The sequence below is a fragment of the Rummeliibacillus sp. BSL5 genome (assembly GCF_052928305.1).
Window position 1 is genome coordinate 95,744 of record NZ_JAVGCV010000002.1, and the last position, 15,520, is coordinate 111,263.

Annotated in this window: 17 protein-coding genes and 1 tRNA gene; 13 read left to right on the top strand and 5 right to left on the bottom strand. The window is 39.5% G+C overall.

Annotated elements, in window-relative coordinates:
* Nucleotides 1–58: 58 nt before the first annotated feature.
* From RCJ93_RS10980 to RCJ93_RS11010, 7 genes are all read left to right on the top strand, one after another.
* Entirely contained in the window at nucleotides 59–1,579 is a 1,521-nt protein-coding gene (locus RCJ93_RS10980) for a tetratricopeptide repeat protein (protein WP_150285035.1), read from the top strand.
* Between the two features lie 90 nt (nucleotides 1,580–1,669).
* Nucleotides 1,670–2,617 carry a thioredoxin-disulfide reductase gene (gene trxB / locus RCJ93_RS10985; protein ID WP_446739014.1) on the top strand — a complete coding sequence of 316 codons (948 nt, stop codon included), beginning with the start codon at nucleotides 1,670–1,672 and terminating at the stop codon, nucleotides 2,615–2,617.
* Nucleotides 2,618–2,892: 275 nt separating this feature from the next.
* Nucleotides 2,893–3,375 carry an NUDIX hydrolase gene (locus RCJ93_RS10990; protein WP_446739086.1) on the top strand — a complete coding sequence of 161 codons (483 nt, stop codon included), beginning with the start codon at nucleotides 2,893–2,895 and terminating at the stop codon, nucleotides 3,373–3,375.
* Nucleotides 3,368–4,249 (top strand): RNase adapter RapZ, encoded by an 882-nt coding sequence (gene rapZ, locus RCJ93_RS10995; protein WP_446739015.1) that lies wholly within the window; start codon nucleotides 3,368–3,370, stop codon nucleotides 4,247–4,249. Before RCJ93_RS10990 ends, rapZ begins: the two co-directional genes overlap by 8 nt.
* Before the next feature lie 4 nt (nucleotides 4,250–4,253).
* On the top strand, nucleotides 4,254–5,240 hold the full coding sequence (locus RCJ93_RS11000; protein WP_066789490.1) for a gluconeogenesis factor YvcK family protein: 987 nt from the start codon (nucleotides 4,254–4,256) through the stop codon (nucleotides 5,238–5,240).
* Between the two features lie 33 nt (nucleotides 5,241–5,273).
* Nucleotides 5,274–6,221 (top strand): DNA-binding protein WhiA, encoded by a 948-nt coding sequence (whiA, locus tag RCJ93_RS11005; protein ID WP_066789488.1) that lies wholly within the window; start codon nucleotides 5,274–5,276, stop codon nucleotides 6,219–6,221.
* 36 nt (nucleotides 6,222–6,257) lie between these two features.
* Nucleotides 6,258–6,515, top strand: a complete 258-nt coding sequence (locus tag RCJ93_RS11010) for an HPr family phosphocarrier protein (protein ID WP_066789485.1) — start codon at nucleotides 6,258–6,260, stop codon at nucleotides 6,513–6,515.
* 229 nt (nucleotides 6,516–6,744) lie between these two features.
* Here RCJ93_RS11010 and RCJ93_RS11015 read toward each other — a convergent pair.
* Nucleotides 6,745–6,816 (bottom strand) — tRNA-Arg (locus RCJ93_RS11015).
* Between the two features lie 180 nt (nucleotides 6,817–6,996).
* Here RCJ93_RS11015 and clpP point away from each other — a divergent pair.
* Entirely contained in the window at nucleotides 6,997–7,587 is a 591-nt protein-coding gene (gene clpP, locus RCJ93_RS11020; protein ID WP_066789483.1) for an ATP-dependent Clp endopeptidase proteolytic subunit ClpP, read from the top strand.
* Nucleotides 7,588–7,671: 84 nt separating this feature from the next.
* Here clpP and RCJ93_RS11025 read toward each other — a convergent pair whose 3' ends face one another.
* From RCJ93_RS11025 to RCJ93_RS11035, 3 genes are all read right to left on the bottom strand, one after another.
* On the bottom strand, nucleotides 7,672–8,127 hold the full coding sequence (locus RCJ93_RS11025; protein ID WP_066789481.1) for a spore coat protein: 456 nt from the start codon (nucleotides 8,125–8,127) through the stop codon (nucleotides 7,672–7,674).
* 84 nt (nucleotides 8,128–8,211) lie between these two features.
* Entirely contained in the window at nucleotides 8,212–8,511 is a 300-nt protein-coding gene (locus tag RCJ93_RS11030; protein WP_446739016.1) for a hypothetical protein, read from the bottom strand.
* A gap of 188 nt (nucleotides 8,512–8,699) precedes the next feature.
* Nucleotides 8,700–9,599, bottom strand: a complete 900-nt coding sequence (locus RCJ93_RS11035; protein WP_446739017.1) for a TetR/AcrR family transcriptional regulator — start codon at nucleotides 9,597–9,599, stop codon at nucleotides 8,700–8,702.
* Between the two features lie 175 nt (nucleotides 9,600–9,774).
* On the opposite strand from RCJ93_RS11035, the gene RCJ93_RS11040 reads away from it, so the two are divergent.
* Nucleotides 9,775–11,301 (top strand): DHA2 family efflux MFS transporter permease subunit, encoded by a 1,527-nt coding sequence (locus RCJ93_RS11040; RefSeq protein WP_150285038.1) that lies wholly within the window; start codon nucleotides 9,775–9,777, stop codon nucleotides 11,299–11,301.
* A gap of 140 nt (nucleotides 11,302–11,441) precedes the next feature.
* Here the strand turns inward: RCJ93_RS11040 and RCJ93_RS11045 are convergent, their stop codons facing one another.
* Nucleotides 11,442–12,050 carry a spore coat protein gene (locus RCJ93_RS11045; RefSeq protein WP_223823593.1) on the bottom strand — a complete coding sequence of 203 codons (609 nt, stop codon included), beginning with the start codon at nucleotides 12,048–12,050 and terminating at the stop codon, nucleotides 11,442–11,444.
* A 165-nt stretch (nucleotides 12,051–12,215) separates the two neighbouring features.
* Here RCJ93_RS11045 and RCJ93_RS11050 point away from each other — a divergent pair, with 165 nt between their 5' ends.
* From RCJ93_RS11050 to RCJ93_RS11065, 4 genes are all read left to right on the top strand, one after another.
* On the top strand, nucleotides 12,216–12,794 hold the full coding sequence (locus RCJ93_RS11050) for a LemA family protein (RefSeq protein ID WP_066789473.1): 579 nt from the start codon (nucleotides 12,216–12,218) through the stop codon (nucleotides 12,792–12,794).
* Nucleotides 12,791–13,621: a TPM domain-containing protein gene (locus RCJ93_RS11055; protein WP_446739018.1), complete on the top strand. Its 831-nt coding sequence runs from the start codon at nucleotides 12,791–12,793 to the stop codon at nucleotides 13,619–13,621. The genes RCJ93_RS11050 and RCJ93_RS11055 overlap by 4 nt, the downstream gene beginning before the upstream one ends.
* Nucleotides 13,622–13,655: 34 nt before the next feature.
* Entirely contained in the window at nucleotides 13,656–13,889 is a 234-nt protein-coding gene (locus RCJ93_RS11060; protein WP_066789471.1) for a glutaredoxin family protein, read from the top strand.
* Between the two features lie 557 nt (nucleotides 13,890–14,446).
* Nucleotides 14,447–15,499 (top strand): sugar-binding transcriptional regulator, encoded by a 1,053-nt coding sequence (locus RCJ93_RS11065; protein WP_285842872.1) that lies wholly within the window; start codon nucleotides 14,447–14,449, stop codon nucleotides 15,497–15,499.
* The last annotated feature ends 21 nt before the right edge of the window (nucleotides 15,500–15,520 follow it).

A 15,520-nucleotide genomic window follows, 5' to 3' on the forward strand; every position in this document is an offset into this window, starting at 1 on the left:
ATGTTTAAGGAACGTATGAAAGCGTTCCTTATTTTATTTCGGAGGATCATATCAAGATATGAAAAGTGAACATAATACGCGGAAAAATGTTGTTTCCTTTATTCCTAACGGAGAATTCTACTATAAAAAAGCTGTACAAGCACTAAATCGAGATCAAGAAGGAAAAGCACATAAATATTTAAAAAGGGCAGTGGAGCTTAGCCCAGATGATTCTCTTATTTTATTGCAATACGCTATTCTCGAATTGGAAGCAGGACAACTTGACCATGCCTTAGATTTATTAAAAAAAGCAAATGAGATTGATCCCAATGAGCCCGAGATTCTCCTATTTTTAGCAGAAGCTTCTGCCCAAGCTGGCTTTACAGATGATGCTAAATATTATGCGGAAGAATATCTTCGCCTTGATGAAATGGGTGAATATGCGGAAGAAGCCATTGATATTATTGAGTTTGCTACGTCAATGGAAGAGAGCGGCTTTTCACTTCAACCAGTGGAACGTGAGGTTGCTTATTTGCAGGAAAAAGCCAGAAAGTATATGGAAACTGGCGAATTAGATGAAGCTATTACAATATTAGAAGGAATTATTGCGGATCATCCAGATGTTTGGCCTGCATACAACAATCTATCACTTGCCTATTTTTATAAAGGTGATGCAGAACAAGCAAGAGCCTTATTGTATCAGGTGTTGAAAGGGAATTATGGCAATTTGTTTGCATTATGCAATCTAACGGTCATGGCCTATTATGAAAAAGATGATAGTGAGGTCGAAGAATTAAAGTCATTGCTTGTGAAGCTTTGCCCATTTTCCTTTGAACAGCGTTATAAACTGGGTGCGACATTAGCTTTAATCGGCTGTTATAAAGAAGCGTACCATTGGCTACATAGTATGAAAGTGCAGGGCTTTCAAGGAGACTCTGGCTTTTACTTTTGGCTATCACATGCCTCGTATTTTACTGGACATGAAGAAGAAGCGAGAGAAACATGGGATGAGCTGATTGCTATTGATCCAGAAAAGAAAGGTTTTGAACCTTGGCTGATCAATAATGTGCTGGAAGATGAAGAAGCTATTGAAAATAATCGAAATTTCATTATAGAAAAATTAGAAAGTGGCTATAGTAGCGAGAGGCTGCTTGGTTTATTTTTGCTTGGCAAATCGCCGTACCAACAAGAAATCGTCGGCCATCCTAGCATCATCAATGTAGATGAATACACCACTATCGAGAAATTATTTTTGGCGTATGCACTAGATCAAGACTTTTTAGGAGACGGCGAACGTATAAAAGTGTTTTTGAAAGCAATCGAAGTAGCAGAACTTCTATATAAGGAATTCAAGCCACTGAAGCTACACGACACATTTATATTCCAAATGTGGTTTGTTCTTTTTGAACGGGCATGGGAAAAAGAGTATCCATTTAAAAATCCTAAAGCTCTTGCAGCAGCCACTGAATATATGTATAAATCGTCGCGTACGAAGGATATCACAAAAAAAGAGATTGCTAAGTATTATGGTATATCTTCACAGACTTTAACGAAATATGTGAATGAACTTATTCAGTATTTGCCTTTATTTGACCAATAGAGGCATGCTGCAAGCAGATATCTTGTCATAATGAAAGGATATCCTCTAAGATTAGAACTAATGAAATAGATCCAACTAGGAGGAGCAAATATGTCAGAAGAAAAAATTTATGATGTTGTGATTATTGGTGCAGGACCTGCCGGAATGACAGCAGCGGTCTATACATCACGCGGTAATCTTTCTACTTTGATGTTAGAAAGAGGTATTCCAGGCGGACAAATGGCAAATACGGAGGAAGTCGAAAACTATCCTGGTTTTGATTCCATTTTAGGACCTGAATTATCGACTAAAATGTTTGAACACGCCAAAAAATTTGGTGCAGAATATGCTTACGGCGATGTAACAGAAATCGTTGATGGCGAAGAGTACAAAACAATCAAAACTACTTCTAAAGAATTTAAAACACGTGCAATCATTATCTCTACAGGTGCTGAATACAAAAAAATGGGTATACCTGGCGAGAAAGAGCTTGGTGGCCGTGGCGTCAGCTATTGCGCTGTTTGTGACGGAGCATTCTTTAAAAATAAAAACTTGATTGTAGTTGGCGGCGGAGATTCTGCAGTCGAAGAGGGAATCTATCTAACACGTTTCGCGAACAAAGTGACAATCGTGCATCGCCGTGATCAATTGCGCGCGCAAAAAATTATTCAAGACCGAGCATTTGCAAATGAAAAAATTGATTTCATTTGGAACCATACAGTAAAAGAAATCCATGAAAAAGATGGGAAAGTTGGCAGCGCAACACTTGTATCTACAGTAGATGGTACAGAACAAGAAATGCCAATTGATGGTGTATTCGTTTATATCGGAATGCTGCCTTTAACAAAACCATTTGAAGACTTAGGTATCTTAAACAAAACTGGTTATATTGAAACAAATGACTTAATGGAGACTTCTATTAAAGGCATTTATGCAGCAGGTGACGTAAGAGAAAAATCATTGCGCCAAATCGTGACAGCTACAGGCGATGGCAGTATCGCTGCGCAAGCAGTCCAACATTATGTAGAAGAATTAAAAGAAAAATTTGAGGTTCAATAATTGTAATATAAACTCTACATTGTTGACATCTCTCTGTTAAATAAAAGGGCTATAATATTCGCATAACCCCTTATAAGATTAATATTTCTTGTGGCTGATTCTTTTCGTTTTTTTAGGCGAAAGAGTCAGCCTTTTTTTCGATATTTCTACTAGAAAGAGTTATAGATAGGCTTTGTACGATGGAGTAAACTGAGCGGATGTTAATTCCTTTGTACTCATGGTGCAGTAGCCTGTATAATATAATTATATGGACAAAGAGAAACGAGGTGTCGTGTGTGCAAAGAATCGCCAATTTATTAGTGATGAAAGACGATCAAGTACTATTATTAAAAAAGCCACGACGCGGCTGGTATGTAGCACCGGGCGGTAAAGTAGAGGGCGGTGAGTCGATTTTTGAAGCGGCGAGTAGAGAATTTTATGAAGAGACAGGCGCTACTGCCATTCACCCCCATCTAAAAGGTGTATATACAATGGTCATTAAACGAGATGAAGAGATCGTGAATGAGTGGATGCTCTTTACCTTTGTGGCTCAAGATTTAGACGGTGCCCCATATAAGGAAACACGTGAAGGGATACTTGAGTGGCATCCCGTTGAAGAATTAAAAACATTGCCTATGGCAGAAGGTGACCGTACAAATTTGCTTTATGCTGTTGAACAGACTGGTACTCAATATGGAACGTTTACATATACAGAAGACTTCCAATTGCTAGAGGAGCGCATTCAAATGTCCTCTGAAAGGAACGATAATCATGTCTAATCAAAACGCCGTAAACGAATTAATTATTATCACAGGAATGTCTGGTGCAGGAAAAACCTTGGCTATTCAAAGCTTTGAGGATCTGGGTTTTTATTGTATTGATAATTTGCCACCTGCTTTATTGCCAACATTCCTTAATCTAATGAAAGAATCCAAAAAGGAGATATCACGTATTGCAGCCGTAATGGATTTGCGCGGCGGTGATTTTTTCTCCGCATTGAACGAAGCGCTAGAGCAGATTGAAAAAGAAGATTTAGTTGCGACAAAGATTCTATTTTTAGATGCGGATGACGAGTCGCTTGTCAGACGCTATAAAGAAACAAGGCGTACCCATCCTTTAGCGGATAATGGACTGCCGTTGATGGGGATTCAACGTGAAAGGGATCTCTTGGCAGATGTCAAAGAACGAGCGCAATATATTTATAATACAACGAGCATGAAACCTAGAGAGCTTCGCGAACGCATCCGTGCCCAATTTTCAGAAGTGAATTCACGTCAATTTACAGTGAACGTCATGTCATTTGGCTTTAAACATGGTATGCCAATTGATGCGGATCTCGTGTTTGATATACGCTTTTTGCCAAATCCTTATTATATAGAAGGGCTTCGGCCAAAAACGGGATTAGATGAAGATGTTTCTTCATATGTATTGAAATATGACGATACAAAAGCATTGATTCAAAAGCTAACAGATTTGTTCCAATTTATGATTCCGCTTTATCAAAAAGAAGGGAAATCGCAGCTGGTTATTGCGTTTGGATGTACTGGTGGTCAACATCGCTCGGTTACATTAGCAGAGTACTTTGGCCATCTTTTGGACGAACAGGCTCCAACTGTTATTACCCACCGCGATATAGCGAAGAGAAAGGAATAATGCTATGCAAAAAGCACTTACGCGTGTTGCTATTATCGGCGGTGGCACTGGATTATCTACATTGCTTAGAGGCTTAAAAAAATGTCCTATCGATTTAACAGCAATCGTAACAGTAGCAGACGATGGCGGTAGCTCAGGGAGAATCCGTGATGATTTTCAAATCCCACCGCCCGGCGACATTCGCCAAGTAATCGCTGCGCTATCAGAGGTTGAACCGCTGGTAGAAGAAATGTTCCAATATCGCTTTCAAGGAAAAGAAGAGCTAGGGGGCCATTCTTTAGGGAATCTGATGCTCACAGCCTTAACCGCTATAACGGGTGATTTTTCGCATGCAATCGCCGAAATGAGCCGAGTATTAAATGTACATGGCAAAGTGTTGCCTGCAGCCAATCAGAGAATCACGCTTATGGCTGAGCTTGAAAATGGAACGATTGTCAAAGGGGAATCTAAAATCCCTTCGTATAATCAAAGAATTCAGCGTGTATTTTTATCGCCGGCGGATGTGTTACCGGTGCAAGAGGCAGTGAGCGCTATTGAGAGTGCTGATATCATTATTATTGGTCCTGGTAGCCTTTATACAAGCATCTTGCCTAATTTATTGGTAAATGGTATTCGTGAAGCTGTATTGAATGCAAAAGGCCATAAAATTTATATATGCAATCTTATGACGCAAGCAGGTGAGACTTCTCATTACTCTGCCGGAGATCATGTCCAAGCGTTAATCGATCATGTGGGTGCGAACTTTCTTCATACCATCTTGATTAACAAAGAAGAGCTTCCACTGTCAATTCGAGAAGCATACAGCAAAGAATTAGCGGAGCCTGTCAGGTTTGATGTGCCAAGACTGGAAGGAATGGGGCTAGAGGTCATTAAAAAGGATATAGCATCCATTCATGATGGCGTAGTGCGGCATGATGCCAATAATGTAGCGGCATGGATTGTAGAATATGCCACAAATTATCAACAAAAAAAACAATCTTCGGCGAATTAGCGTCTAAAATATAACAAGGAAGGGGGGATTGCTATGTCATTTGCTTCTGAGACGAAAAAAGAGCTTACACAAGTGGAAGCAAAGGATAGCAGTTTAAAAGCAGAGCTCTCTGCCCTCATTCGAATGAACGGTTCATTATCGTTTGCCAATCGACAACTGAGCCTAGATGTCCAAACAGAAAATGCTGCTATCGCTCGTAGAATGTATACAATCATCAAGAAATTTTACAACTATCGAATAGAGCTTTTAGTGCGGAAAAAAATGAGGCTGAAAAAGAATAATGTCTACATTTGCCGCGTGCGCGAAGGTGCAAAGGAATTGCTAGAAGAACTGCAGATTGTAACAGGAAATTTTCTGTTTCATCATGATATCGAAGAAAAAATCATTCCTACACCTGATGAAAAAAGAGCTTATTTGCGCGGCGCATTTTTAGCGGGAGGCTCTGTTAATAATCCAGAGACATCATCTTATCATTTAGAGATCTATTCTCTATATAAAGAACACGGTGATGCATTGATGGAACTGATGAATGTCTTCGAACTGAATGCCAAGACAATCGAACGGAAAAAGGGCTTTGTCACATATTTGAAAGAAGCAGAGAAGATTTCTGATTTTTTAAGTCTAGTAGGTGCCCATCAAGCGATGTTGAAATTTGAGGATGTTCGGATTGTTAGAGATATGCGTAATAGCGTGAATCGTCTAGTGAATTGTGAAACAGCCAATTTAAATAAAACAATCGGTGCTGCTATTAGACAAGTAGAAAACATACGCTTTATTGATCAAGCAATCGGGATCGATCAATTGCCTGAAAAACTTCAGGAGATTGCTAGGCTGCGAGTAGAGTATCAAGATGTAACACTAAAAGAGCTAGGGGAAATGGTCTCGACAGGCACAGTCAGCAAATCAGGTGTCAACCATCGTTTGCGTAAGATTGATGCGATTGCAGACTCACTTAGAGGCGGCGAGACAGCGAAAGTATAAAATAAAATAAGCTTACTGGAAGGATTGGATGATTGAATGGTAGAACAACAGGCAAAAGTAAATTTGAAATCAGGTTTGCAAGCAAGGCAAGCCGCTTTATTTGTTCAAGAAGCTAACCGCCATGCAGCTGATATTTTCTTGCAAAAAGACGATAAGAAAGTAAATGCCAAAAGTATAATGGGCATTATGAGTTTGGCGCTAGCACACGGAACACCTGTTATTTTAAGCGCAAGCGGAGATGATGAGGATCAAGCTCTTTCTAATCTAGTCCAACTTATTGAAGTTGAAGAGTAACACAATCAACTATTGAAAAAAGCCTCTATTCGCAAAAAATGAATAGAGGTGATTTTTTTTATACCGAATTGGGTATAAATAGTATAGTTCTCCCTTATTGCACAGATCCTCATTTCTGGGTTTGTGCGTTGTTTTTGTTTCTTCCTTTTAAGGAACAACAATCATAAATGGAGAAATAAAAAACGCTGCACGCCAAAGTTGGCAGCAACGCTTAAGAGGATTTCAATAACGCCCTCGGAGGGAATCGAACCCCCAGCCTAAGAACCGGAATCTTATGTTTTATCCGTTAAACTACGAGGGCATATATACTTAACGACTGTTTTATTATACAGATAAAACAAAGAAATATCAATAGAGGAAAAAAACAATCGTAACATTTGACCTTTGTTGACCATAATGTGTAATATAATGGTACAGCTGAAGAAGAAGCTCAGCAAATGTCATTATGTAATCTATTTTTTAATTGAGGAGGCTATTTCTTATGAACTTAATACCTACAGTTATTGAACAAACAAACCGCGGTGAACGTGCCTACGATATTTATTCACGTTTATTAAAAGACCGTATCATCATGCTAGGCAGTGCAATCGACGACAATGTGTCAAACTCAATCGTTTCACAATTGCTATTCTTAGAAGCTGAAGACCCTGAGAAAGATATCTTCCTTTATATCAACTCTCCAGGCGGAAGCGTTACTGCAGGCATGGCTATCTATGACACAATGCAATTCATCAAACCAGATGTCCAAACAGTTGGTATGGGTATGTGCGCATCTATGGGCTCATTCTTGCTAACAGCAGGCGCTAAAGGCAAACGCTATGCATTGCCAAACTGTGAAGTGATGATTCACCAACCTTTAGGTGGAGCACAAGGGCAAGCAACTGAAATTGAAATTGCTGCGAAACATATTCTTAAAACACGCGAAAAATTAAATGCAATCTTATCTGAACGCACTGGCCAACCAATTGAAGTTATTGCGCGCGATACAGATCGTGATAATTACATGAGCGCTGAACAAGCAAAAGATTACGGCTTGATCGACCATATTATGGAACGCAACGAGCTAAAATAATGAATATTAAAAAAGGATGCAACCATAGTCTAACTCTGGTTGCAGCCTTTTTATTTTATATAGGAAGTACGGAACTGCTATTATTTAAAGAATATCTAATTGGGCAACGAGAGCTACTAGAATTTGAAGTAGTAATTGTAGGGAAATTGCAACGTCTGTATCTGTTGTTGTTACATTTACAGAGCGGGAGTTAACGATGACAAGTTTTTGGCGATTTGCTTGACGAATTTGTGCTCTTTGTAATAGCTCTTGTGTCACCGTTTCTGCACGCGAACTATCTGCGATTGTAATATTAACTACGATAGCAATGGCAACTTGTAAAGCTGCCTGAAGCGAAACAGCTACCTGAGTATCAGTTGTTTCAACGGTAATATCACATGAGTCACGAATAATAATAATCTCATTTGAAGATTGGTCAATATCCGCAACTTCAGTAGCATTGTTATTTATGTCCTCATTATTATTGTGGCATGGGTCACATGGGTGGTCCATGCTTGAGTCCATTGCAGACCACTTATTAGAATTCTCATATTCACTCATTTTCACCCCTCCTTTCATCTTTTATAGTAGATGCTTTCACCTTAGTTTTTGTATAGACAAAGAACACGGGTGAGGGATAAAATTTTATTTTTCTGTATCCTCATTTTCTGTTTTTGCCTGCTTCAGCTTTTCTCTTAGTGGGCTTGAAGGCTGTTCTTTAGGTTCTTTTTCAGTAATACTTTTGGTATTGTTTGAGTTGATGAACTCCTCCACCTGCACTTTTAGTTGATCTACGGTTTTTTTAAGCTTTTCACGTTGCTCATCTGACACCTTTGATCTAATTTCGTCCATATTGACTTTGTTTTTTGAAAAAATATCCGCTATGAATATTTCAATAAATTGATTTGAAAGGCTGTATAACTCCTCGCGATTGTTCTTAAACAACTATTCCACCTCCCCTCTTATATTGCATATTCATAAGAGAGAAGAATGTCAGGGCAGATGTACCAGAATTTCATTTATTCGTTTGAAAATAACTGTTTGGAATTAAAAAATGCGTGTACTCAATGAAAATTTAGACAATACTAAAACCAAGCAGTCCATCCAATGGTAAATGAATGAACTGCTTGGTTTCAAAATTGTTCGTCGTTCTGTTCTATTCGGACGAGCCGCCAAATATAGTTGGCGATTTCCCTTGCTTCCGCTGCATGAGTTGTTTTGGCGAAAGCTTTACGAAACGGTGTTAAAAGCGCCTCGATAATGAAGTATTTGGGGTTCGATTCACTTAATTCGCTTAACAAATAGCTTGCATATTCCAGACCCTTTTTGGAATCACATGGTCCTAATCCCTTAATGAAACCGTCTAACTGTTGTGTCACCATCTCCTGACTCATGATATGGTGTTCTACATTATTCTTTATAAAATGTATAGTCTCAATACCGATAATGACTTCTTTCGTTTCAAGCATACGGGGGATAATAGCATCGATATTGCGAAGAGCCATTTTGATGATAGCTTCTGGTTCTACATAGCGGTCTTCTGCAAAAATTAAAATACGGAGAGTATGCTGAATCATCGCAAATACTTGAATGGCACATTCATAGCTCATAATGCTGATTTCATCGCCATATACTTCGACAAGCCTTTTGGCTAGCCATTCAAGTTCTTGAAGATGGTGGCTCATTAGGGCCATTCGTAATGATTCATCCTGTGAATTCGAAACAGATTCAAAAATTCGCATTAAATTTTGCTCACGATTAATTTGCATCAAGACGGCTATTTGTTTAGCCAGTATATCAATATCCTTTATATCCTGCCCGAAGATTAATTCATGGCGTCGGATACTCGTTTCCTCTCGGCTTTCACGCAAGATGGCGATGAGGCAATCGTTTTTTGAAGGGAAATAGTTATAGAAGGTTCCTTTAGAAATCTGGGCTCCCTGGATAATGTCCATTATAGAAGTTTCTTTGAAGCCTTTTTCAATAAAAAGCTGCCTCGCCACATCAAGAACTTTTCTTTTTCGCGTATTCATTTAGTCACCTTTTCGTCATAAATGATTTTAAATTATACCAGTAGTCTATACCAAAAACGCTTTCATATCAATGTTTTTGAGAGGATAATAAATTTTAGTTGAAAAAAATGAACTAGCGGTATAAAATAATAAACATCCAATAAAAATGAGATATAAAGAAGAGTGAGGGGAAATTATGAGTAATCAGCAAAAACCACCTTATGGAATGATAGCCATTCTATTCGTGGGTGCTTTTGTTTCTTTTTTAAATAATACTTTAATGAACGTTGCCTTGCCGACCATTATGACAGACTTTGATGTTACTTACTCGCAAGTTCAATGGTTGTCAACAGGATATATGCTTGTGAGCGGTGTGTTAATACCGGCATCCGCATTTTTTGTCGTTCGCTTTAAGAACCGCCATTTGTTTATTGCAGCGATGTCTATCTTTACGATTGGTACAATTATCGCCGCTGCAGCGCCAAACTTTAGTGTTTTAATCGCAGGTCGTATGGTACAGGCTGCAGGTTCTGCTGCAATGTCACCACTTCTTATGAATGTAATGCTTGTCAGCTTCCCAGCTGAAAAACGTGGTTCTGCTATGGGTATCTTCGGTTTAGTCATGATCGCAGCGCCAGCAATCGGCCCGACATTATCTGGTTATATTGTCGAACATCATTCATGGCGTATGCTTTTTGAAATGATTATTCCATTTGCAGTACTAAGTCTTTTGTTTGGTATCTGGAAATTGAAAAACGTAATGGATACAAGAAAAGTATCACTAGATTATCTATCTCTAGTATTCTCAACAATCGGATTTGGCGGCCTTTTATACGGCTTTAGTTCTGCCGGTGATAAAGGGTGGGGCGATCCACTTGTTTACGGTACGATTACAATCGGAGCAATTGCGCTTATTATCTTTATCTTTAAGCAACTTCGCATGGAAGAGCCGCTTTTAGATCTTCGTATTTACAAATATCCAATGTTCGCATTAGCGTCAATCATCTCAGCAGTAGTATCTGTAGCGATGTTCTCTGGTATGATTTTAACACCTGCTTATGTACAACAAGTTCGTGGTATTTCGCCATTCCACGCTGGGCTAATGATGCTTCCAGGTGCGATTGTGATGGCATTCATGTCTCCAATCACTGGTAAGCTATTTGATAAATTTGGTCCGCGTATATTAGCTTTCATTGGTTTAACGATTACAACTGTGGCTACGTATTTCTTAACTAAATTAGAAGTAGATTCATCTTACACATATATCATTACTGTTTATACTGTCCGCATGTTCGGTATGTCTATGGTAATGATGCCGATTATGACAAACGGTTTGAACAGCTTGCCAATGTTGAAAAACCCACATGGTACAGCGATCAACAATACTGTTCAACAAGTTTCTGGTGCAATCGGTACAGCGATTTTAGTAACTGTTATGAATAACCACATCAAATCAAGTGCAACAGAACTAGCAGCTGAAGCGAAAGCTAAAGCTGTGAAAGCTGCTAAAAAAGCTGCTGAAGCAGGAATTACACCTTCTTCACCAACAGCTGAACAATTAGCTAAGTTGAAAGCTCAAATTACACAAACAGCTTTGTTAGATGGTATTAACTACACATTTATGGTTGCAACTATTATTTCGGCTGTAGCTCTTGTGTTGTCAATATTCCTAAAACGTGTACGTGTAGATAAAATAAATAAACCTGAAATGGAACAGAAATAAGTAATAAAAAGCGCTTTTGGTCATAATACCAAAAGCGCTTTTTGTATGCTGTTTTTATCCCGCATAATGGGAGGAACATTTGTTCAACTCACTAAAGACGGATGATTGAAGAAAATCCCTATCTCGTGTGAAGTTTCACCTTATTGCAATTGACTGCTTGTAGTGTCGTAGCAATTTGTAATTGTCACTGTATCTTGTGATGATAATTGAGGTACTTGGTAGTAGCCTTTGCGGTTTTGGTAAATGGAGACTTCATACGCCATTTCAATGCAGTTAGGGATTGAATCTGCTAACACGCGGCGTACAACAGGGTTTGTTGTTTCGAGAGAGGCAGCTAATTTAGCTGTTGCAGTAGCTTTATGTGAGCTCAATAAATAGCCTGAAATCATCTCGTCATTGAGTTCGCTAGCTTGTGTAATTGGCTTTTTCGGTTGGCCTGGTTTAATGCCATAAGTAAATTTATTGTCTTCAGTCATTTGATAATGGCCTGTTGGATGTGATGGATCACGTCCTGTTTTGAAGCATTCCACCAAGATGTTGTATTCATCTACACAGAATTGATATTGACGGTCCATCATATTGCGTAGTTCAGGATCTTGGATTTGGTCACGTAACAATACGCATTGGTCTAAACCGGCAATCACCGTTGATAATGTTTCATGCATGTCCATTACTTCATGCGCGCCATGGTTGTACTTTGCTGAATCTACATGATACAGTTCGTTTGATTGGTTTTGTTGGTTTGTCAAAGTAGTACCTCCTTTTTTTTCGCGCTCTCACGCAGAAATAGTATGGACTGCTTCAATGCTTCCATACATTCGAAATGGCAGTCATTTCGGTACACCTAACCAGAAGAATGTTTTATAATTTTTAATAAAGAGAAATAATATAGTAAGAAGACAGGAGGGAATGAATTGAAGAAACTTTTAGCACCCATTATTATCATTATTGCAGTAATTGCACTCATCGCTGCGATGCTAGTGCCACGATATAACAAGCTTGTCTCGATGGATGAGCAAGTGGATTCCAAATATGCACAAGTAGAGAACCAATTGCAAAGAAGGGTAGATTTGATTCCAAACTTAGTGAATACAGTAAAAGGATATGCGAAACATGAGGAAAGCATTATGAAAAGCATCGCTGATTCTCGCGCAAGATTGGCATCAGCCAAAACACCGCAAGACCAAGCGAATGCCAATGATGAATTAACCGGCAATTTAAATCGATTGCTTGTTATCAGTGAAAAGTATCCAGACCTAAAAGCGGATAAAAACTATCGCCAGTTAATGGATGAACTTGCAGGCACAGAAAATCGATTAGCTGTTGCGCGTGAAGATTATAATGAAGGCGTCAAAGAATATAATGGACTTGTACGCAAGTTCCCAGGAAGTCTAGTCGCAGGCATGTTTAATTTCGATAAACGGGAATACTTTAAAGCAAGTGCCAATGCACAAAATGCACCAACTGTTGATTTTGGAGACGATAATCAATGAAAAAGCGCAGATTCCTTTTAGGGGCAGTCTGTGCGCTAATCGCCTTACTAAGTTTTTCAGCAACCACTCAGGCTAAGGGACAGCTGCCTGAAATTGACTATTATGATGACACACCATATGTGCAGGATTTCGAGCATAAATTGTCCGATGACACACAGCAAGAATTAAATGCATTAGCAGAAAAACTAAATAAAGCAACAGGTGCCTCGATTGTCATTCTTACAACAGATACCTTGAATGGCTACGAGGCGCCAGAGTATGGCACCAAGGTAATCCGCAAATGGGGAATCGGCAGTAAGCAGAAAAACAATGGCGTATTAATATTTGCAAGCTTTGCACAAAAAAAGGGAGAACGGGATGCATACATTTCAGTCGGCCAAGGCCTTGAAGGCGCATTACCAGACGGAAAAATTGGTCGAATACTTGATGACTACATGTATCCTTATTTAGCCCAGGATAATTACGATGAAGCATTTCGTTCCGTCTTCATCAAAGTATATAACGAAATAGCCAAAGAATATGATTGGAACGGGCAGTTAGATAACCCTCAAAAACCGGAAGAAGAGGAAGGCGGTCTTTCGACGACAACGATTATTATTTTAGTTATTGTCGGCCTCATCATTTTCTCTTTCTTCTCCAAAGGAAACGGAGGAGGCGGCCCAGGTGGACCAGGTGGAAGAGGACGCTTTGATGACAGTAGCTTCCCTGGAGGCTTTGGAAACTTCGGCGGCTTTGGAAATGGCTCATCCGGTGGAGGTAGCAGTGGAGGCTTCGGCGGATTTGGCGGAGGCTCATCCGCAGGCGGCGGTGCAGGCCGCAAATGGTAACACAGTCTAAATAATGAATGTAGTGAGGATAACTATGGAAATCACGTATTACAGCAGGCCCAATTGTGGTCTTTGTGAAGAAGGGAAATTGCTGTTGAAGCTAGTATGTGAAGATTTTCCCTTCCAACTCAATGAAATTAATATTGAAGAAGATGAAGAAATTCATGAGAAATATATGCTAATGATCCCTGTAGTCATGAAAAACAATGAAATCATTCAGTATGGCCAGCTTGATTATGTGACATTGCTTGAAGGCATACAGGAGTAAGCGTAGCGAAATGAATTTACAATAGAATAAGTCATAGAACACAATTGAAGTGGGAATAGCGAATACTCCTGCGGGAAAGCGAGACAGACGAGACCTCTATAGCGTAGCGAGGAGAATCGTCGCTCGCCCGCGGAAGGTCAGCTATTCCCACTTCAGGGTTTACTAAATAGAAGAGGGAATTTTTGAAGATAGCTAACCGCTTTTTAGATTACACTGAGCAAAATACAATACTTAAAAAACATAAAATTTCATTCAGTAAGAAATCTTAAATTGAGTTGATTGGTGTGAAAGGCGGCGACTCCTGGGGGAATAGCGGGACAGGTGAGACCCCGCAGCGAAGCGAGGAGGCTTACCGCCCGCCCCCCGGAAAGCGGCGCCTGGAATGGAAATCAACAGTATCACCTCTCTTGTAAATGCATTTTCTGGTGGAAAATCTTTATATAGTTCAAAAATTTGCAAGTAACGTTCACAAAATGTATACTTATTTCAGGAAGTAAATTTTTTTATAGTAAGTGGGACATTTTTTAGAGTGCTGGGACAAAATTAGTCCCGTTAGTATGAGAGGAGAGAGAAAGGACATTATTACAGTATCTGAAGCTCAATTAAAAATAATGCCGGAAATGTCTGAACTTCTTCATACGCGTTATCGTTTTTTACAAATGATTGATATGTTGGGACCTGTAGGCCGAAGAGGTCTTGCAGAGAATCTTTCTATTGGAGAAAGAGAAGCCCGCAAAGAAACGGATTTGCTGCGAGAACAAGGCTTGATTATTGCAAGCCATTCCGGCATGAGAATATCCGAATCGGGTAAAGAAGTATTAGAGATTTTAAAGCCTCTTGTCTACGAATGGTCAGGCATTTCTGTAATGGAAAAACAACTGACTCAAAAATTAGGCATACAAAGAGTGCTTATAGTAGATGGTGATATAAATGAAACACCTTCTATTAAAATCCTTCTTGGATTAGAAGCGGCCAAAGTGCTGAGCAAGGTTGCGAAAGAGAAGGAAATCATCGCTGTAACAGGTGGAAGTACATTAGCTGCAATCGCAGACAGTGTAACCCCGTCTGACCAGCCGAACAATTTGACTTTTATCGCAGCAAGAGGCGGCATGGGCGTCGATGATATGAGACTCCAAGCCAACACGATTGCAGCGACATTTGCCCACAACTCAGGTAATGCCTATCGTACGTTGTACTTACCAGAGCATTTAAGCGAGACAGCTTATAAAGCAATCATTGAAGAACCAATGGTCAAAGAGATGATTGATTTATATGATCGGACAGATGTTGTTATACACGGCATTGGGTCGGCGATCGAAATGGCGTCAAGGAGAAATTCCACAGAAACAGAGAAAAGTAACCTTCTCGAGCATGGCGCTGTCAGTGAAGCTTTTGGTTATTACTTCGATGAATCGGGTAAAGCTGTACAAAGGATTCAAACTGTAGGGATCCAACGCGAACAAGTAAATAGGTGTAAAAGTATTATTGCAGTAGCAGGTGGGAAGAATAAAGCAGCAGCGATTCTTTCATACTTTAAACAGGGAGCAAATCAGACGATTCTCGTCACAGATTCTGCCGCAGCGAAGGAAATGCTTCACTTACTAAAATAACAATTTAACTGGAGGAAATAA